The sequence below is a fragment of the Litoreibacter sp. JB4-2 genome (assembly GCF_055693445.1).
Genome location: NZ_CM146334.1, coordinates 1,832,556 through 1,852,000 on the forward strand (window position 1 = coordinate 1,832,556; position 19,445 = coordinate 1,852,000).

A 19,445-nucleotide genomic window follows, 5' to 3' on the forward strand; every position below is an offset into this window, starting at 1 on the left:
ACATGAAAACCGTCTCTTTTGGCAAGGTGCAGGCCTCCAACGACCTGCCCTTGACCGTCATCGCTGGCCCCTGCCAGCTTGAAACGCGCGACCACGCGTTGATGATTGCCGAAACCATGGCTGCCGCCTGCGTGGCTGCAGGTGCGGGCTATGTGTTCAAAGCCAGCTATGACAAGGCCAACCGCACCTCGCTTTCGGGCAAACGCGGCTTGGGGCTGGAAGAAGGCCTGCAGGTTCTGGCCGACGTGCGCGAAACCATCGGCTGCCCGGTCCTGACCGATGTCCACGCGCCCGAACACTGCGCCGCCGTCGCCAATGCGGTGGATGTGATGCAAATCCCGGCCTTCCTGTCGCGCCAGACCGATCTGCTTGTTGCCGCCGGGAAAACAGGGGCCGTAGTGAATATCAAAAAGGGCCAGTTTCTAGCGCCTTGGGACATGCCCAATGTCATTGCCAAAGTCGAAAGCACTGGCAATGAACGCATCATGCTGACCGAACGCGGCGCTTCCTTTGGCTATAACACGCTTGTCGCCGACTTCCGGTCCCTGCCAACCATGGCCAAGACCGGTTACCCGGTGATCATGGATGCGACGCATTCCGTGCAGCAGCCGGGCGGGCAAGGCGGCTCATCGGGCGGGCAACGCGAATTTGCCCCTGTTATGGCGCGCGCCGCCGTGTCTTTGGGCATCGCAGGCGTCTTCATCGAAACCCATGAAGACCCCGATAACGCGCCCTCAGACGGGCCCAACATGATCCCGCTCGATCAGATGGCCGCACTTGTCAAATCCTTGATGGATTTCGACCGACTGGCCAAAGAAACCCCTTGCCGCGTCTAAGCGACCCGGCCCCACCACCTTCATTGTTTCAAAAATATTCCGGGGGTTTGGGGGCTGGCCCCCAATAGGTCTGCGTCTGGGGCGGCATCAAAGACCCCTACCCGACCCTTTCCAAATAGTTAAAAAATTTCAGAACTGGTTTCAGATCAATATCTTATCAGATTCCCCGCATGCGGGGCGCCGCTCAAACGACCTGCCCAGCCGCCCATCCCGATGACCAGGCCCATTGAAAATTATACCCGCCAAGCCAGCCCGTCACGTCAACGACCTCACCGATGAAATACAGCCCTGGCTGGGATTTCACCTCCATCGTCCGCGCCTCCAAAGCATCACAGCTGACGCCGCCCAAGGTCACCTCAGCCGTCCGGTACCCCTCCGATCCCGCAGGCTTCACCCGCCAGCCATGCGTCACCTCCGCCAGCTTCTGAAGCGCCGCCTTGCTTTGATCAGCCAGATTGCCGTCAACCCCCGCCTCCGCCACGATCAGCGCCGCCAGCTTCTCCGGCAAATGCCGCGCCAAAGCGTTCTTGATCGACAACCTCCCAAACCCGCGCCGATCCTCCGTCAACGCCGCCAGGATATCCTGCCCCTGCGCCAGATCAACCGTCAGGCTGTCCCCCTCCCGCCAGTAAGACGACACCTGCAAAATAGACGGCCCCGACAATCCCCGATGCGTGAAAAGCAGCCCTTCCGCGAAGCTGGCCCCGCCCCCCGCACTTCTGAGCGCGTCGACACCCCCGGCAAGGATTTGGTCTTGGTCAGAAACCGTGGATCAAACGTCAAAGGCACCAACCCCGCACGTGTTTCCTCTAGCGGCACCCCGAATTGCTGGGCCACCTGATATCCAAACCCGCTCGCACCCATTTTCGGGATCGACTTGCCGCCGGTCGCAACAACCAGCGACGCGGACTGCAAATTGCCTTTAGACGTCGCAACCACGTAACCACCGTCATGCGAAGGCCCCACAGACGCAACCTCCGTGCCCAGCAACAGCTCCGCCCCCGCCTCCGCCATGTCATCTAAGAGCATATCAATGATCTGTTGCGCCGAGCCGTCACAGAATAATTGCCCAAGCGTTTTCTCGTGCCACGCGATCCCAGCGCGATCAACGCGTTCAATGAAATCCCATTGTGTGTACCGCTTCAGCGCCGACAGGGCGAAGCGCGGATTGCGCGACAAGAATTTCTCAGGCGCGATGTGAAGGTTGGTAAAATTGCACCGTCCACCGCCGGAAATCCTGATCTTTTCACCCGGCTTTCGGGCATGATCGACAACCACAACCCGCCTCCCACGCCGCGCCGCCTCGATGGCACAGAACATGCCCGCCGCCCCGGCCCCAATGATTGTTACATCAAATTTCATGCCTAGCGCCTAAACGGACCAATTCCGAGCCGCAAGGAACGATTTTAGGGTTGAAGTGCGACCCGAGCCAGATTAAGTCACGCTCCAGTATTGGGGTGTGGCCTAGCGGTAGGGCAACTGTTTTTGGTACAGGAGATCGTAGGTTCGAATCCTACCACCCCAGCCAACCACCACTTAAAAACAGCTGATGCGAGACGTGTCGAATAATTGACGCGTGTTGTCCGCAGGTTACCTGGTGCGCGATCTCTCTGAGACTGCACAGTAGCGCAAAATCCAACGCAAATGTCGCGACTGTCTCAGTCGACCAATTCGGCGATACGAGTTAGAGGTGTTTAATGAGTGTCCGCTGGTCTTGCCAAACGCTGGGAATCTCATGGCGCAGGCACCAATCAGAGGTGAAGCCAAGAGACTGGCGGCCATTCAAGACATCACGAATGATGTCGGGTGCCAGGAATGCCAGATGGATCATTTGTTGGACCCGGCGTTTTGACGTACCGGTATCTCTTGCGATCTGGTCAAAGCTCTGACCCGTTTTGAGTAGGTCGTACCATTTCAAAGCTTGCGCGATATTGGCAATCAGTTTGGCGTCAGGGTCTCGTGATTGGTCCGCGATGATGAGCTTCGTCTCTACGCCCCTCCTCTGCATGGTGAAGGGAATGTAGATAGTCGCTGCGCCTGTCGCATTCAGTTCGATAGCGATTGATCCGTCCGTCACGCTGACGCGTTGGACTAGCTGAAAGGGGTCTATATCATCCTTGCAGAATGGCTCAGGTGGCATCTGCGTCTTTGCCGCATCTTCCAGATGCAAAAGGATCGCGTTGGCAATAATGTCTTCAAACTGCCCCGCCGGAAGACGCCAGCCTGAACCCTGGCCGATAGGTTTGCGCGCTTCGATCTTGTGGCGCGAGACATAGTAGCGATATCGCTTGCCTGCCTTCTTGGTTTGGGATGGGGTAAGGGGCTCCCCCACTTCATCGACGATTTTTCCTGCAAGCAACGATCTGTTCTGACTGTGCGTCTTCCAGCCAGCCTTAGCTCGACCTGCCTTTGTCTTCAAACCGGAGCGTGATGGAGCTCGAAGTAGTCCAACCCGTTGCATGACAGAAGGGCGCGGCGCATTTGTCGTTCGCCGCGATGCAAAGAGAGGAGCTTACAAGACAAAGCTTCGGCGATATGAACGAAAGAGGCGTCGGGGCTGACCGACGCCTCTTGGGCAGGAGCCCACGCACTAGATAACCTGCCGCCAGAGTTGACCGCGCGACCTTTGGTTATGTTGCGCGGTTTTTTCTGCGTTTGAATGCCGCAATGCCGCAGAGGCTCGTCAAAAGCAGCAATCCGCCGGCGGGAAGCGGGACAGCGGGTACTGGTGGTATAGCGGTTGCGACCGCAAAGGTCCGAACAGCGTCAAGCGGGAAGCTGGGGGCTTCGACAAAGGTATTGGCTGGAGTGTCAAATACGACGACGTCCACAGGTTTTCTACCGGGCGAAGCGACCGCGTAAAACGGTACTGGCAGAAGGGCCGCTTCCTTCGCAAAAAATTGCGCAATACTAAAGTTGCCCCACCACACCTGCGCCGTCAAAATCGCGCTGGCATCCGTGAAAGATGTAGTTATCGACGTCACATCGTAGGTTGTGCCCTGGAAATCCACCACTGCGGCCTGTGCCGTTGTTGCTGCTGACATGGCCAGCGCTGCTGATGCCAACATTGATTTGATATACATGTTACTCTCTCCACAAACATAGATGGAAAAATTAACCTGTTTGGTGATCTTTCCATATGAGGGGAATACCTCAATTTTCCGAACCGGGCCGATGTCAGACCCGTCGCAATCTTGGTCTGAGCGCAGGTTGCCCTGAGATGCTTGCGTTCTCAGGCAAAGGCACTTGGCCCATGCGCTTGATACAAAAAAGGTGCCAAGACAGACTTGGCGCCTCTTGTTTCATATCCGCGGGCGCTTCATGCCCATCTTTTGGATCAGGCTAGTGCTTCCTGCGGCGCTGCAGGGCGCCCAGCAGACCAAGGCCACCGACCAGCAGAGGCAGGGTCGTGGGCAGAGGCACTGCTGAAATCGCGACCCCTGGATTTGCCGTCAGCGAGAACGCCGAACCGAGTTTCGTATCGAAGTTAGACAGGCTAAAGGTTTCGTTGAAGATATCGCCAAGTTCAAAAGTGTCGATTGGCTCGAATACCTCTTCAAACAATGTAAAGCCACTCAAATTGCCCGGCAAAGCAAGTCCGAGTGCCCCTCCAATATCGAACTGCCCCAAGGCCAGTGTTATGGCCGGGCTTAACGTCATTAGGGTTCGGTTAAAGTAGGAATTCGTACCCATCGAATATTCCGGAGTAACCTCAAGATCGCCACCAGGATGTTTGATCTCGACCTCTGTGCCCAAAACTACTGTCTTTGAGGAAACGGTCTCGAAGATGCCTGAGCCAGGAGAGGTTTCGACCTCTGTTGGTTTGCTAAAGTTCAATGTCACAAAGATTTCTTTGGTTTCGAACCGTTGATCCTGCCCTAGCGAGAAAAAACCGCCCGCATCAAGGTCAAGGAGATCTGCAGACACATTTGCAACCCCTGGGACCCCTATCTGTGCGCCCAGTGCCACGCCCTTGGTGACAGTGACGACATCAACGTCGACATCAAATTTTAGGAAGTCTTCTGGAAGTACTCCGCCCGTAGGAGAAAATGTCGGTGAAAAAAGACCAGCACCGGTCCTATCACCGTCAGCTTTGCGAGAGGTTTCAACGGCAGTCAACACATCGAAAGGCCCTATGCTGGACAGGCCGGTGGCATTTTCAATGTCCATGTCCGGGAGAAAAACTGCCACATCAGCAACACTAACTTTTACCGGGCTTTTGGGGACAGGGAACGGTACTCTAAATTCGTAGCCAACGCCGGCTGGAACCTCAATCGGTAAGGTTTGGCCAAGTCCTGTCAGCTCAACGGTTTGATCATCCAGCTCAAATCCGACGATAGTTGTACGATCATCATTGAGATCTACGTCGATAAATGTGTCATTGGCCAGCTCGGCACCAAGGACGTAGCTCTCAAGCTTCGCCGTTGAGCTTAGGCTGACAATCTGTTCGATTTTGCCATCAACACCGCCCAATTCGCTGCTCAGCGAAGCAGTGCCAAAGTCCGCGGAGGTGCCGATTGTCAGCACGTCACCTGCCTCGAAGTTGTCCTTGTCCACGGTGAAATTCGACTGGAATTCCTGCGACGCAGAAACCTTGCCTTCGCCCACGTTGAACTCGCCCCCAAGACCGAATTTGACACCGACATTTGAAATGGTGAGTTGGGTCCCATCCTTGAGAGTCGAAGGTGGACGACTGCCCGGAAAGGCAGGTAAATCGGGGGCGAAATCTAGACAAATTGGAATTCCATTGCAAAGAGCCCTAGCCTTGGCTGCCGTGTCATATAGGGCTTTTGCGGTATCGTATGCGTCGACTGCTAATTTGTTGGAAATCTGTTTGACCTCACCAATAACCTTGGTCGGCAAAATCCCGGTATCCACAATCGTCAGATCTTGCGGTTGATACGCGATTGCGCCGATCTGATCGTCGAACATGTTTTGGTCTGTCGTTGAAAGAGTGCTCAGATCACCTCCGATTTGAAATACAGCTGCGGAGGACGTGGTGCTGATTAGGCAGAGTGCTGTTGCCGCCGATATGGTGCGAAACGGATAATTTGACATGGGTGTACCTCTTAAAATATCGCACGGAGTGTGCGCCCTTGTGAGGCAAGTTAACCAGTCTGTGGGGTATTCCTATGGGGTAAACACCTCATATCGGGCGGTGTTCCCAAGTGTGGACACCTGCCGGTTATCAGATCGATTGAAGCGGAAGGCAATCAGCAGGATGGAGGTTCAGGCGACGACAAGCCCGTCCACGATGAAAACACTTCCCCTACCGGGCGTGCTGCGTACCTTTAGCGTCAAGTTGTTTTGATCAGTTAACTCTTTCACGATGGCGAGCCCCAATCCTTCGCCTGCAGACATGCCTGATGTTGACCCTCTGACATAGGGTTGCAGGACGCCTTCAAGCTGATCTGACGGTATGCCGTCACCCGTGTCCCAAACCTCTATGGCCGCAGCTCCGGCGCGTCTTCGTACACCGATGACTACAGTGCCGGAGGATGTATAGTTCACCGCGTTCGATGTCAGGTTGGACACGATCCGGATCAGATCAATCGTAGGCACATGAACCGACACAGAAGTATCGACAATTTTTAGGTCAATGCCTTTTTGGGCCGCCTCCGGCGCGAACATGCGTTGCGCATTCTGCAATATGACTTGCAAGTCGACGGCTTCAATTTGATCAAGAGAGTCAGTGGCGTCTTGCGTGTGTGTTCCCGATCGCGTGTTCGCTTGTGTCTGCCCTAGCAAGCGTTCCAGAAACTCGACACCTGCCGACAGTTCCTCGGCCAGCTGCGGAGATCGATCCTTGGCCACTTCAAGAGATGACCGCAAAGAGGCGATGGGTTGCCTGAGGTCATGGCTGGTTGAGGCAAGGGTTGCACGATGATGTTCTGCAAGGTCGCGCGCTCTGCGCAGATCACCCTCTTTGGCCAGAAGTTCATTGCTCAGCTCAAGCCTGCGCTGCGTTTCTGACAGCTGGATGTCTACAGCGTGATCGCGGGCACGACGAAGCCCATATATTTGATTCAGGATCGCCCCGCCAAAGACAAGCGCGTCGGTCGTTTGAATCAAAAGCGTCACCTGGTCAATCGGGGCATTCCAAAGCGCAAAACCGGGCAGGCTCGCGAAGAAATTGATCACTCCGCCGACGGCCAACAGTCCAAAACCGGCCATAAAGAACCGCGCCCCATGCAGCCGATCGCGCACCGCAATATAGGCGCCGCAAAACCCGAATATAAGAAAGCTCAGAGGAACCAGATTTGCGATAGCCTGAAACCCTTCACTCGCAAGAAGCTGTTCCAGAGCAGCAATCGTCGTTCCGATTATGATGAAAGCCCATACCGCTTTCCAAAAGGTTGGGTAGGCGTCCTTGGCCTTCAGGAACGCCAGGATGAACAGCAGGTAGAACAGCATGACGCAGGTGTGGAGGATCCGGGTCACCAGAAAATAGTTGTCTGGCGTGATGGAAGGGATGTTCAAGCTGTAGCCGTGCGCGTGCAGGGTCAGAAGTGCCATAGATGCAAGGTAGACACCGAACCAATTCGACGCGGCATTCAACAGAAAGTTCGGCGACAGCAGAAAAAGGACAACAAAGGTCATCATCGCCCCCCAAAACATACCATGGGACAAGAGCCGATGTTGTTTTTGAGAGTCGTAGTGTTCTTTGGACAAAATGCTTATTGGAAAGAGTTCCGGCCCTGGGGGTGCTTCGAATACGGCCCGAACCTTGACCCGCTCGTCAGTAGACATCGCTATGAGCCCGGAACTCAGAATTGGTCCCTGACTGGCATGCGACTTTTGCGTTCTGGATCTAAATGGTGACTGAAGTACTGGAGCTTCCTGACGCTCAAAGTGGAATTCGAAAGCAAGCGGACTAAGCATCTCAGTCCGAAAGTGCCATAAGACATCATCTGCGGTGTCGTTTACGATTGTAAACTCAATTGTTGTCGCCCCCTCAGGCGTGCGTCCCGCGGCCTCGAAATAGTCTAATTCTTCTAGGAGGTTGACTATTGGGATTTCTGATAACCTAATCTCATCTGCTCGCGCTGAGCTCATGTCGGCGAATGAAACCAACAGCAGGATCAGCGCGATCCAACTTGTGTAGAAAGTTAGGATACGTTGTGGATTCACCGGTTGGGACCCCAACTGAATATCGGACTGTTGTGCTCGCAGATGACCACATGATTGTTCGTACAGCCTTGCGGAACATCCTGGCCGAGATCCCGCATACCAAATTTGTCGCCGAGGCGAATGATGGATTGGAAACGATCACATTGTGCAAAACGCATTCCCCTGACTTTTTGACGCTCGATAGCGACATGCCATTGGCGCGCGGAATGGAGGTCTTTGTTGAAGTGCGCAGATGGTCTCCTGAAACCCGTGTTTGCCTTGTGACTGGTGTGACAGCACGTGGGCATTTGGCTGAATGGATTGCTGCGGGTGTGGACGGTATCGCTTTCAAGAGCTGTCCGACAGACGACATGCACAGGTGTTTTTCGCTCATACTCGAAGGTGGAAGTGCTTTTACGCCAGCGGTTCTTCGTGTTATGGAAAGCCTTGATGAGCGGCCCGAGATCACGATGCGGGAGCGTCAAATTCTTCATCTCATCGCCGAGGGCAACACCAACGCGGAGATCGCCGATAGGCTGTCCCTTAGTCCAAAAACTGTCGACAATCATCGGACGCGATTGATGGCGAAACTCGGCGTTCATTCTATGGCTCAGTTGCTTTCTTATGCTTTGCGAGAGGGGCTGCTTTAATTCCGCGTCTAGGTTTCAATGAGTTTTGATTAACGCTGTTGCTTGCGCCATCAGCCTCCGATGTTAACCTCCCCGTTGCAATGAGGGAAACACCCCATCCTGGGACCGACAGACCTGACTTTGATACCCTTATTCGACTATATGCGATGGGTAACTTAGTACATTAGGCCTGCGTCAGGCTGCATAGGTCAGCTAATGCAAAACTCTCCGACACTAGCTTTCGGGGAAGGCATCGGCTTATCGCTGTTTCGTGATGAGATTTTCAGATAGGGTTAGGTCTGCTGCTAAGGAATATCTGGTAGTTCATGCGCTTGGCACCTCAAGCATCCGCGTCTTAGAGGTCAAAATTCAGCGCTTGTATGTCTGCCTTTCCGCCTTGGTGCGTATCGATGTTGTCGCAAAACGCGCATAGCGGACGTTAATTCCGGCATGTGGAACGGCGGCTTCGTCCGCGATCTGTAAGTTCACCCTACATCAGATTGCGCTACTGCGGCGAATGTCCGCAATGCGGGACAAAGCTGCCGTTGATGTTCGCAACCTGAATGTCTGCAATGCTATTCTCGTAAGGCCTTGCCAAGACAAATAGACCGTACGACCCTTAAATTGATCGCCTTGCTAGATTGAGTTAAGATCACTATTTTTCGCAATGGGGGTCTCTTGAAGTCTACTCGTTTTCAGGTGACTGTTGGTAACATTGACCAAGGCGCATGCATCAAGGCATCGAAAAATTGATTCTTGAGAGAGTTTGACTGAATGCAAGACAAGCTGTTTGGACTACTAGGATTTTTCTCCAAAAATATTGTAATGCAAGAGGCGCCCTCAAGAGAGGCGGTCGAGAAGGCTATAGAAGAAACAATTTCACTAATTTGCTCCGGAGTATCCGCGGCTAAGGCCAAAGAGGTTACGCTCGAGCTCGCCATAGAGCTAGTGGAAGAAGAACTCGCCGAGAAAATTGATGATTTTTGGCGACCGCTCTCTGCACCTAATTCAAGATCGTTGCCAGACGACTCCCTAGGTGTGTTAAAGGAGATTCTGACATCCTCTCAAGCGCGACCAAATAAAAATACTCTTGAAAGGTTGTTGTCATCAAAACTGAAGCCAGAGGCTCCATCTGAGATTAAATCCGATATTTGCATTAGCAGCTCTCAAACCGTCCTTCATTTGGAAGATATCTCGTTCTTTACAAAACATAATACTAGTCATTCAACCGCAGTTTTGAGGAGCGTTGATGTATTGATTGAAACTGGAAAGCTAGTTGCCCTTTGCGGACCAAATGGATCGGGGAAAACAACTCTCTTAACAATTGCCGCTGGAATTCGAGCACCTACATCTGGAAACGTGTTGATGCCAAATATTGACGAGAACAGCCAGACCTCGAAACATGATCAAGTTAAGGAGACAATCGATTGGGCCTTACGGAGACGAAATATATTCTTTTTGGCTGCGCGTCCACCAAGATTAGAGACAGATCTCCTTACTACCCTGTATGGATACGCCGCCGCGGCGGGCCACGGACCGAAGACTAGAAGAATTTCAGTTAGCCTAACAGTCAATCGTTACTCGCTTGAGACCTTAATAGGTCGAACGTGGGACCAACTCTCCACAGGTGAACGGCTTAGAATTTCTCTAGCTTGCGGCAGTATACTGCGTCCGAAGCTTATGATACTTGATGAACCACTAGCGCCACTCGATGAGCAGGCCCGCGTTCGTTTCTTAATGGACATGCATAGACTAACCCGACGCCGAGTTCGAACGACATCAATTCTCTTCTCTACACACAACGCGATAGACTCAGAACGCTTCTCTGATGACGTAATTCTCATCACTGACGAGAAAATAATTTCTGCCGAAGTGCATAATTCTGTGTTTGATGGAAAGCTCTTTCGGTTTGCTTTGAGCGGCGAGGAAGCTGACTTGAGTGCCATAGAACTCGCAGGCTGTCAGATAGTCAATCTTGGCGGTTGGCTGCTTGTTAAGGCGCCGGAAACGCAAAAAGCCAGCTCGTTGCTGCAGGAATTAGAGAAGAGTGGACTATCAGTTGTTTCGCATGAAGACTTGTCTAACTCAGCGATTAGGATGCAGCTCGAAGAAATTTTTTGAAAATTACAACTGAATCGAGAATTTTGGAGGTAATATCTAGATGGGATGTGTATGGGAAAGAATATCGAAATGGGAACTAGACTTTGCTCGCTCACAACCCGCAGCATACAGGTTTCGACTGCATTGGCTAATAGCCGGTACCGGGGCTCTCACCATCGCAAATAATTCTATGACCCAGATCAGTGGTTTGGTTTCTCCCGAAAGATCCTTTGTTACATTGACGGTCCTTCTATATATCCTAGGCATGTGTGCAATACTCTCTGCATGGCTTTATAGAGTTTTCCAACTTCCAGACCATCCGATCCGATTGGCAAGGGCGCCCTTTCTGTTGTCCGCCATGGCACTACTTGCAGTCGGCCTTCCACTATTTATTTCAAATTTTTCTACTGCCTTTTTTATACTCGCCGGGCTGCTACCATATGTTTGGTATCATTGTCTTTTTTCTCCCGGTAAGATTTATGATCAAGAGGGACTAATTTTGCGAGAAAGTTTAACATTAGGTAAATGGACAAGCCTTTCCTTTTCATGCATTCTTACATTTGGGGCTGTATTGTTTGTTTTGTTTTCGATACAAGAGGCTGTTTCATTTTTGAAAGTTCGGCCGTCGTTACAAGACTTGAGAGATGTTGGTGTTTGCATTTGGTACGACGAAGACGCACAAGTAGAGTGTTTGGAAAATAGTTTTATAATAGTTGCGGGTGCTGTATTTTTTGTAGCTATCGTTTCGATATCAACATGGTCGCTTTGGAGTCGCAGCTGGGCGAATGATCTATCAAAGAACGCAGGACGCTTCTTCAGCACGGATAGAATAAGTTCGCATCAAACCAAGGTATTTTCGATGACCGTCTCCAACGCTTTGCTTCTATCGGTGTTAGTGCATTTTTTGTCCAATATTGGCCTCCCGACGGTGTTCGTGCCTCTATCTTTGCTTGTATTCGCGGTTTGGGAATTATTCCTTAGAAGAGGCCTAGACAGTGCGATGATGGGACCTTAATCAGTGTGAATAATTTATGGTCGCATTCCGTGGCGATGCTCCCAAAACTGACATTCATGTAAAGTGCAGCATGGAACAGTTTGGGCTCGGACCTGCCATTCGCAAACACTTTGCATAGTCCGCTTTCCTCCACATAGCCGTCATCCGTGGTTGACCCCATGCGTGACGCATGGACGCCAAGCCGCCATTTTTCCACAGCCGCGAATAGCCCCCGCTTAGGTTTTGTAAAACTAATCCCAGCCCACAACCCACAGCGGGGCTTAGATCAAATTGCTTGCCCCATGCCATATTGCTGTCACGGTGCATGTGTTTATATCCCGCCGAACAATTCGAACATCACCCTATGGCTATCTCAACCGAAACCGTCACTGCGCTTGCTCCGGATCAGGCTTCGCTCAAAGCGGCGTCAAAGCTGACGAAAGCCGCCAAATGGCCAGTGCGCCAGATCGATGTCACGGGGCATTTTGTATGGGGCGAATGCCAGGGCTCGGGGGCGAACCCGTATCGCACGGTATTTGATCTGTCAGATCACGGCTGCAAATGCACCTGCCCGTCTCGGAAATTCCCCTGCAAACATGCTTTGGCGCTGATGTGGATATACGCCGAAAGCCCAACCGAATTTAGCGCCGTTCCGGATGTGCCCGAATGGGTGACGGATTGGCTGGGGCGTCGGCGCAAAACATCACCTGCCAAAACCGAAACGCCCTCCAGCCAGGGCAAAGATATCTCGCTGGCCCGCGCGACCGAGCCCGACGCGCCAGAGGATTCCAAAGCCGTAGCTCGGCGCGAAGCCGCAGCCGCAAAGCGCTCGGAGGAGACCGAAGCCGCCATTCTGCGCGCCACAGATGATCTTGAGCTGTGGATCGAGGACCAGTTGCGCAGCGGGTTGGGCGCGTTACTGAATGATCTAACAGGCCGCTGCCGCGCGATTGCAGCGCGCATGGTGGATGGCAAAGCAGGCGCCCTTGCGGGGCGCTTGGACGAATTGCCCGGCCGCCTAATGGCCCTGCCCGGCGAGGATCGCCTGGACGCCCTGATTGTGGGGTTGGGCAAGCTCATCATTTTGGTCCGCGCCTACCGGGCGAGCCCGAAATCACCCGATATCAGACGCGCCATTGCCAGCTCCGAGACATCTGAATCCGTCTTGAGCAATCCAGACGCCTTTCGGGTCAAAAGCACCTGGGAAGTTGCAGGCGAGCAGATCACCACACGCCCCGATGATTTGGTCAGTCAGTCCACTTGGCTGCTGAATTTGGGCACAGACGGTCCGCGCTACGCGCTGCTTTTGGACTTCTTCCCCGCCTCGCTGGGACGCAGGTCCGGGGCATTTGCAAATGGCGACCAATTCGATGCCGAGCTGGTGTTTTACCCGGGCCAAGCGCCCTTGCGCGCCCTGATCGACACGCGGTCGACCTGCGCGCCCCTCGATTGGCCCCAAGCAAGCCCTGCCCCTCTGGCCGATGCGGCGCGTCTTGAGGCCCAGATACCGTGGGCCGATCTCGCGCCGGTCTTGTTGCCGGCCGGACGCGTTGCGGTGACGCAAAACGGGACCGCTTGGTGGGTAGCGGCTGATGGCGCGTTGAAGCTTCCAATCGACCAAGCCCCGCCCCACGCCATCACCGGATTGGTGTTGGACAAGGCCGCCGCTCTTTGGGACGGCACCCGCCTGACTTTGTTGTCTGGGCAGACCAAATGGGGGCGCGTGGCTTTAGATGGATAAGCTGCAGGGCGATATCGACGCGCTGAAGGCGTGCTTCATGACCGGTGGCAAGACCGAAAACGCCTGCCCGCCCGAGTGGCAGGGCTTTGACGATCTGGCGCTCTTGGCACTTACGGGGCAATTCAGTCGCATCGCCACGCGCCCTGCATCTGGATCAGACATCACCCTGCGCCCTGAAATCCCGGCGCTTGCTCTGCCCCCCTTGGCCGAAACCCTACGCCCACAATTTCGCCGTGCGCTCGAGGCAAAACTTATGCCCGCAGGTGATCTCGTCCGCCTGATCGCGTCGCGCGGCTATGGCGTCAATCCCGTGGACTGGATGCCAAAGCGAACCGACACAGACCTACCGCCCGCCTATGACACCTGGCTGGATTGGCTAGAAGATACCGCAGGCCAAGACCAACATGATATCCTCAATGCCGAGGCCTGGGGTAGCTTCCCGGCTCATTCGCGCCACCGGGAACTGACCGCTCTACATGGCACTGACCCGGAGGCCGCGCGCGCGCTGATCGCTGAGATTGCGCCGACCCTCGCGGCGGATCAACGGCTCCGACTGCTCGAATGCCTGCGGTCGCATTTGACCGGAACCGATAAAGACCTGCTGGAAAGCTTTGCCAATGACAGGTCCGCGAAGGTCAAGAATTTCATCCGCGTGCAACGCGCACGGCTGGGCGAGGATGCAGGCTCGGGCGGCGACGCGGCGCAAGAGCTGCTCGATTTCATCGAGATCAGCCGGGCAGGCTTTCTGTCCCGCCGCAAAGCGATTTCCGCGCGCAAACTGAAAAACGACGCCCAACGCAAACGCCGTCAAAAAGTCTTTGGACAGGTCTCTCTGCTGGATATCGCAAATGCTGTGGACGTGTCTGCGGATGACGTCATCGAGATGTGGGACCTTGGGCACGCCACCGAAGCGCTCGCAGATGTCATCGCGGTCTCTGGCAAAGACAGCCATGTCGAGCGCTTGATTGAACGCATCATCGAGGACAAATCATCGGTGCCGCAAGCGCTCATGGACCGCCTCGAGCCCGCGCGCCGAACACAATTCGGCCTGCACGTCCTGCTCACCGATGACTGGCGCTTCACCGAGACCCGGACCTGGTGCCCCGCCCCCGAAACCATGCTTGAGCCTGGCATGATGGCGAAGGTCAAAGCTCTGCCAGAACTGCTGAAATTGGCAAGCGACCAAAATCAAAGCAACCAAGACCATCTCATCGCCGACGCTTTGCACTATCTTGGCCTCATCAGCACCCGCGAGACAGCCCAAACGCTGCTCCAGCGCTTGCTAGATGCCGGTGTCATGAGCGTCGATCCACGCCTTACTATTTTGCGCCTGAATGCGGCGCTGTGACAGGAGATTACATGTCCGATAAGCTTCGCCTCCCCGCCGAGGACACCTATGCCGCCGAGCTTGCAGCCCTCAAGGCGGGCGATGATGCGCCGAAACCAGAGGGCTGGATGCTCTCTCCGCAAGCGGTCGTGACATATCTGCTGGGCGGGCGCGCCACAGACGGCACCGAGATTTCTGCGAAATATGTGGGCCAGCGCCGTTTGATTGAAACTGCCGTCGCCACCCTGGCCACAGACCGGGCGCTGTTGCTTATGGGCGTGCCAGGCACTGCGAAATCCTGGGTGTCCGAGCATCTGGCCGCAGCCGTCTCAGGCGATTCCACCATGGTCATCCAATGTACCGCCGGAACGGACGAAAACCAGGTTCGCTATTCGTGGAACTACGCCGAACTTCTGGCCAAAGGCCCCAACCGCGAGGCCTTGGTCCCCACGCCCCTGTTTCGCGCCATGGAAACGGGGAAAACCTGCCGTCTCGAGGAATTGACCCGCATGGGCTCGGATGTGCAGGACACGTTGATCACGGTTCTGTCCGAAAAGATGCTGCCCATCCCCGAGCTCAACTCGGCGGTCTATGCCACGCGCGGCTTCAACGTGATCGCCACCGCCAATGATCGCGACAAAGGGGTAAACGACCTGTCGGCGGCTTTGAAACGCCGCTTCAACGTGGTCGTCTTGCCATTGCCCGATGACATGGACGAAGAAATCGCCATCGTGACAAAACGCGTGGGCGAAATGGCCGCCTCGCTCGAACTTCCCGCGCCCAAGAACGTGCAAGCCGAAGTCTCGCGGATTCTGTCGATCTTCCGCGAGTTGCGCCACGGCGAGACCCTGGATGGCAAGACAACTCTGAAATCTCCTTCGGCCACGCTTTCAACCGCCGAGGCCATCGCCGTCATGGTAGGCGGTCTGTCCCATGCGACCTATTTCGCCGATGGAGACCTCTCCGCCGAAGGCCTGGCCCCAACAGTTCTGGGCGCCATCGTGAAAGACCCCGTTCAAGACAAAGCCGTTCTCGAAGAATATCTGGAAACGGTTTTGAAAAGCCGGCGGGACTATTCCGACTATTACAGCGTGCTGACCGATCTGCTGTAATGCCAGCCGAGATCACATATCTTGGCATCCGTCACCATGGCCCAGGCTCGGCGCGCCGCGTTGTTGAGGCCCTAGACGCCTTGCAGCCCGCAGAGGTTCTGATCGAGGGACCGATTGATCTGTCCGATCAGCTGGCGCTTTTGGCCGATGATGCAATGGTGCCTCCGGTCGCTCAATTGGCCTATCCCAAGAACGCGCCGGAACAGGCATTCTTCTGGCCCTTCGCGGTGTTTTCACCGGAGTACCAAGCCATCCGCTGGGCGCTCGCGGCAGGCGTGCCCGTGCGCTACATTGACCTTCCCGTCGCCTGGCGTTTGCCCGAAACGGCCCCAGAAGACAGCGCCGACATAGACGCGCCCGAGACGGACAGCATCAGGCGTGATCCAATCGGCGCTTTGGCCCATGCCGCAGGCTATGAGGACGGCGAAAGCTGGTGGCGCGATGTGATCGAGGAGAACCCTGATCCCGGTCCGATCTTTGCCGCCGTGGCAGATGCCATGACGGCCCTGCGCGAAAACGAAGGCCCGTTAAAGCACCGCGACGCCGCCCGCGAGGCCCATATGCGCCTCGAGATCGCGAAATCCGCCAAAGCTGCCACGGGACCGATTGCCATCATATGTGGCGCCTTTCACGTCCCCGCGCTTCAGGCGAAACACTCGCTCAAAGATGACCGTGCGCTTTTGAAAGGCGCGCCCAGCGCAAAGATCACCGCCACTTGGGCCCCCTGGACCTCACCGCGTCTGTCCTTTGGCAGCGGCTATGGGGCGGGCGTGGCAGCGCCGGGCTGGTGCAAGCATCTCTGGGACAACCCAGGGCACCAGCAAGCCACGATCTGGGTGGTGCGCATCGCCCGAATTCTGCGCGAAGAAGGCCAGATCGTCTCCACGGCCTCCTTGATTGAAACCGAACGGTTGGCCACCTCGCTGGCCTCTGTGCGCGGTCGCCCGCGACCCGGCTTCGAAGAACTGCGAGAGGCCACCATCGCCTGCCTGTGCTACGGCGATCCAATCCTGTGGCAGATGATCGAAACCCGTCTTGTCCTTGGCAATGAGGTCGGCGCGATACCCGACAATGTGCCTGCCGCACCGCTTCTGGAAGATTTGCAACGCCAACAGAAAAAAGCGCGGCTAAAGCCAGAGGCCTTGGAAAAACCCCTCTCTTTGGATCTGCGCTCTGAAAGCGGGCTGTTTCGGTCCACGCTGTTGCACCGGTTGCTCGCATTGGACGTGCCATGGGGCCAGCTCGGCGATGTAGGACGCTCACGCGGCACGTTTCGCGAGAACTGGACCTTGCGTTGGGAGCCGGAATACGCCGTCGAGCTGGTCGAAAACCTGGTCTACGGCACCAGCATCGAGCAAGCCGCCTCAAGCCGCCTGACCGTAAAACTGACCGCAGCATCGGCACTGCCCGAGCTGGCCGATCTGGTCTTCATTGCCCTGACTGCTCAACTCCCCCAAGCCGCCGACAGCGGCATCGTGCGACTTGATCTCCGCGCAGCTCAAACCAGCGATTGCCGCGAGCTCTTGGGTTCACTCGACGCCATGGTGGATATCATCCGCTACGGCAAAGCGCGCAAAACCGATTTGGGACAGCTCAGCGCCCTGTTTGAGCGGATCGCCACGCAAGGCGCGCTCCAACTGCAATACGCCGCGCGCAGTCTCGATGCCGAGGCCGCCCGGGACTTTGCCGGCATCGTCACCCGCGCCCATGGGGCAATCCAGCTGGCAGACCTCACCCCTGCGCTCAATGACGGCTGGACCGCGGCGCTCAGAAAACTGGCCCATGATGACAAAGCGTCCCGCCTGGTCATGGGGACAGCCGCCCGTCTGCTGTATGAGGCCGACATTCTCACACCAGATGCGGCCACCGCACTTCTGGGGCGTATGTTGTCTCCGGGCACTGCCGTGGCCGATGCCGCCGCCTTCTTCGAAGGCTTCTTTGAGGGCGCAGGCCAACGATTGCTCTATGATCAAACCCTGCGCGATTGCGTGGACGCCTGGCTCATCGCATTAGACGATGAGACCTTCACAGAGCATTTGCCGCTCTTGCGCCGGGTGCTCTCCGGCTTGGACAAAACCGAACGGCAACGCCTGCTGGATACCCTGTTCGGGCGCAAACCCTCCGGCACCGGACGGGTCCTCTCCGAGCATGCCGAAGCACTCTGGCCCGCGCATTTCGACCTTCTCAAAGACCTCCTCGCGAAAGGGGCACGCCATGAATGACCCACGCGAACGGCGCTGGCGCCTGGCCATTGGCGGCGAAGAGGATCAACTCGAGCCATCCGACCAACGCCTCTCAGCCGCGCTCACGCTGCTTTATGGCGGCCCAGATGGTGATCCGGGCGGCCCAGGCAACGGGCGAAAGGGTGGGCTAGGACGCTCTGCCCCGGCGGTCTCCAAATGGATGGGTGACATTCGCGAATTCTTCCCATCCCCGGTTGTCCAGGTGGTCCAAAAAGACGCGTTCGAGCGCCTTGGCCTTCAGCAAATGTTGATGGAGCCTGAATTCCTACAAGCCGTCGAGGCGGATATCGACCTGGTGGCAAACCTGATTTCTTTGCGCAATGTCATGCCCGCCAAGACGAAAGACACCGCCCGAATTGTCATCGCCAAAGTCGTGGCCGAGCTCATGGAACGGCTTGAACGCAAAACCTCCGAGGCGTTGCGCGGCGCGCTGGACAAATCCCGTCGCACCAATCGCCCACGGTTTTCCGACATCGATTGGCCCCGCACGATCCAGAAAAACCTGCACACCTGGCAGCCCCAGCACCAAACCGTCATTCCCGAAAGGCTCGTAGGTTTCATGCGCAAGCAACGGCGCATCGTAGACCTTGATGAGGTGATCCTCTGCGTCGACCAATCGGGATCAATGGCGCGCTCGGTCATCTATGCCTCGATCTTTTCAGCCGTGATGGCGTCCCTCCCGGTGGTGAAGGCCAAACTGATCTGTTTCGACACCGCCATTTTAGATCTGACCGAACAATTGGAGGACCCCGTCGAGGTTCTCTTCGGGGTCCAGCTGGGCGGCGGCACTGATATCAACCAAGCGGTGGCCTATTGCGAAGACAAGATCGAAGCCCCCTCAAAATCCCATTTGATCCTGATCACGGACCTCTATGAGGGCGGCGATGCTCAAGCCTTGGTGGCCCGCGTCGCGCGCCTGATCGCCTCGGGCGTGAATGTGATCGTGCTGCTGGCGCTGTCGGACGAAGGCAAACCCTTCTACGACCCGATTCTGTCAGGCAAGATCGCCTCCCTTGGCGCACCCGTCTTTGCCTGCACACCCGATCAGTTCCCCGACCTCATGGCCACAGCACTCAGACGCGACGACATTCACAACTGGGCCGCATCCGAAGACATCAAAGCAATCTCCCGAGAGGTCGAACCCACGCCATAATCCACCGGTTTCCATCGAAGACCTTTCTGCGTGTTGTCTCAAAACCCAGGACCGTCACCCCCAAGATGCAACCATAGCCACGCAATGCACCAAAAGCGGGACAAACCTGACCTTGAATGGACTCAATGATTTAAAGAAGCTAAGCTCACCCAGTTCGAAAATTTTAATTTTTTGAAACGTCGCGCGACTCTCTCACATTT

General features: G+C 55.6%; 13 protein-coding genes, 1 tRNA gene and 1 pseudogene. 10 read left to right on the forward strand and 5 right to left on the reverse strand.

All coding sequences use genetic code 11. The annotated features are described in order from the left end of the window. The first annotated feature begins 2 nt into the window (after positions 1–2). On the forward strand, positions 3–836 hold the full coding sequence (gene kdsA / locus ACZ1G7_RS09150; protein ID WP_472663508.1) for a 3-deoxy-8-phosphooctulonate synthase: 834 nt from the start codon (positions 3–5) through the stop codon (positions 834–836). Positions 837–1,020: 184 nt separating this feature from the next. Here kdsA and ACZ1G7_RS09155 read toward each other — a convergent pair. Then, positions 1,021–2,198: pseudogene (locus ACZ1G7_RS09155) on the reverse strand (BaiN/RdsA family NAD(P)/FAD-dependent oxidoreductase). A gap of 91 nt (positions 2,199–2,289) precedes the next feature. Here ACZ1G7_RS09155 and ACZ1G7_RS09160 point away from each other — a divergent pair. Then, positions 2,290–2,364: transfer RNA gene (locus tag ACZ1G7_RS09160), tRNA-Gln, on the forward strand. A 156-nt stretch (positions 2,365–2,520) separates the two neighbouring features. Here the strand turns inward: ACZ1G7_RS09160 and ACZ1G7_RS09165 are convergent. The 4 genes from ACZ1G7_RS09165 to ACZ1G7_RS09180 all read right to left on the reverse strand — a co-directional run bounded on the left by ACZ1G7_RS09165 (position 2,521) and on the right by ACZ1G7_RS09180 (position 7,967). After that, positions 2,521–3,255, reverse strand: a complete 735-nt coding sequence (locus ACZ1G7_RS09165; RefSeq protein ID WP_472663509.1) for a hypothetical protein — start codon at positions 3,253–3,255, stop codon at positions 2,521–2,523. A gap of 211 nt (positions 3,256–3,466) precedes the next feature. Beyond that, positions 3,467–3,919 carry a VPLPA-CTERM sorting domain-containing protein gene (locus tag ACZ1G7_RS09170; protein ID WP_472663510.1) on the reverse strand — a complete coding sequence of 151 codons (453 nt, stop codon included), beginning with the start codon at positions 3,917–3,919 and terminating at the stop codon, positions 3,467–3,469. Positions 3,920–4,178: 259 nt separating this feature from the next. Then, positions 4,179–5,768, reverse strand: coding sequence for a hypothetical protein (locus ACZ1G7_RS09175; protein ID WP_472663511.1), 1,590 nt, complete (start codon positions 5,766–5,768; stop codon positions 4,179–4,181). Between the two features lie 297 nt (positions 5,769–6,065). Next, complete coding sequence (locus tag ACZ1G7_RS09180) at positions 6,066–7,967, reverse strand: sensor histidine kinase (RefSeq protein ID WP_472663512.1); 1,902 nt, start codon at positions 7,965–7,967, stop codon at positions 6,066–6,068. Between the two features lie 50 nt (positions 7,968–8,017). On the opposite strand from ACZ1G7_RS09180, the gene ACZ1G7_RS09185 reads away from it, so the two are divergent. The 8 genes from ACZ1G7_RS09185 (at position 8,018) to ACZ1G7_RS09220 (ending at position 19,245) form a co-directional block, all read left to right on the forward strand. Continuing rightward, the gene (locus tag ACZ1G7_RS09185; protein WP_472663513.1) at positions 8,018–8,596 is read left to right on the forward strand and encodes a LuxR C-terminal-related transcriptional regulator; all 579 of its coding nucleotides are present in this window, start codon (positions 8,018–8,020) and stop codon (positions 8,594–8,596) included. Positions 8,597–9,349: 753 nt separating this feature from the next. Next, the gene (locus ACZ1G7_RS09190; protein ID WP_472663514.1) at positions 9,350–10,696 is read left to right on the forward strand and encodes an ATP-binding cassette domain-containing protein; all 1,347 of its coding nucleotides are present in this window, start codon (positions 9,350–9,352) and stop codon (positions 10,694–10,696) included. 328 nt (positions 10,697–11,024) lie between these two features. Continuing rightward, entirely contained in the window at positions 11,025–11,690 is a 666-nt protein-coding gene (locus ACZ1G7_RS09195; RefSeq protein WP_472663515.1) for a hypothetical protein, read from the forward strand. Positions 11,691–12,033: 343 nt separating this feature from the next. Continuing rightward, positions 12,034–13,410: an SWIM zinc finger family protein gene (locus ACZ1G7_RS09200; protein ID WP_472663516.1), complete on the forward strand. Its 1,377-nt coding sequence runs from the start codon at positions 12,034–12,036 to the stop codon at positions 13,408–13,410. Then, complete coding sequence (locus tag ACZ1G7_RS09205) at positions 13,403–14,758, forward strand: DUF5691 domain-containing protein (protein WP_472663517.1); 1,356 nt, start codon at positions 13,403–13,405, stop codon at positions 14,756–14,758. The genes ACZ1G7_RS09200 and ACZ1G7_RS09205 overlap by 8 nt, the downstream gene beginning before the upstream one ends. A gap of 11 nt (positions 14,759–14,769) precedes the next feature. After that, the gene (locus ACZ1G7_RS09210; RefSeq protein WP_472663518.1) at positions 14,770–15,849 is read left to right on the forward strand and encodes an ATP-binding protein; all 1,080 of its coding nucleotides are present in this window, start codon (positions 14,770–14,772) and stop codon (positions 15,847–15,849) included. Continuing rightward, positions 15,849–18,071 carry a DUF5682 family protein gene (locus ACZ1G7_RS09215; RefSeq protein WP_472663519.1) on the forward strand — a complete coding sequence of 741 codons (2,223 nt, stop codon included), beginning with the start codon at positions 15,849–15,851 and terminating at the stop codon, positions 18,069–18,071. The genes ACZ1G7_RS09210 and ACZ1G7_RS09215 overlap by 1 nt, the downstream gene beginning before the upstream one ends. Next, positions 18,064–19,245, forward strand: coding sequence for a VWA domain-containing protein (locus ACZ1G7_RS09220; protein WP_472663520.1), 1,182 nt, complete (start codon positions 18,064–18,066; stop codon positions 19,243–19,245). Before ACZ1G7_RS09215 ends, ACZ1G7_RS09220 begins: the two co-directional genes overlap by 8 nt. Positions 19,246–19,445: the final 200 nt, after the last annotated feature.

Coding starts and splice junctions, on each gene's coding strand:
- kdsA (WP_472663508.1), top strand. CDS start 3: ATGAAAACCGTCTCTTTTGGCAAGGTGCAGGCCTCCAACGACCTGCCC.
- ACZ1G7_RS09170 (WP_472663510.1), bottom strand. CDS start 3,919: ATGTATATCAAATCAATGTTGGCATCAGCAGCGCTGGCCATGTCAGCA.
- ACZ1G7_RS09175 (WP_472663511.1), bottom strand. CDS start 5,768: ATGTTCGACGATCAGATCGGCGCAATCGCGTATCAACCGCAAGATCTG.
- ACZ1G7_RS09185 (WP_472663513.1), top strand. CDS start 8,018: ATGATTGTTCGTACAGCCTTGCGGAACATCCTGGCCGAGATCCCGCAT.
- ACZ1G7_RS09190 (WP_472663514.1), top strand. CDS start 9,350: ATGCAAGACAAGCTGTTTGGACTACTAGGATTTTTCTCCAAAAATATT.
- ACZ1G7_RS09200 (WP_472663516.1), top strand. CDS start 12,034: ATGGCTATCTCAACCGAAACCGTCACTGCGCTTGCTCCGGATCAGGCT.
- ACZ1G7_RS09205 (WP_472663517.1), top strand. CDS start 13,403: ATGGATAAGCTGCAGGGCGATATCGACGCGCTGAAGGCGTGCTTCATG.
- ACZ1G7_RS09210 (WP_472663518.1), top strand. CDS start 14,770: ATGTCCGATAAGCTTCGCCTCCCCGCCGAGGACACCTATGCCGCCGAG.
- ACZ1G7_RS09215 (WP_472663519.1), top strand. CDS start 15,849: ATGCCAGCCGAGATCACATATCTTGGCATCCGTCACCATGGCCCAGGC.
- ACZ1G7_RS09220 (WP_472663520.1), top strand. CDS start 18,064: ATGAATGACCCACGCGAACGGCGCTGGCGCCTGGCCATTGGCGGCGAA.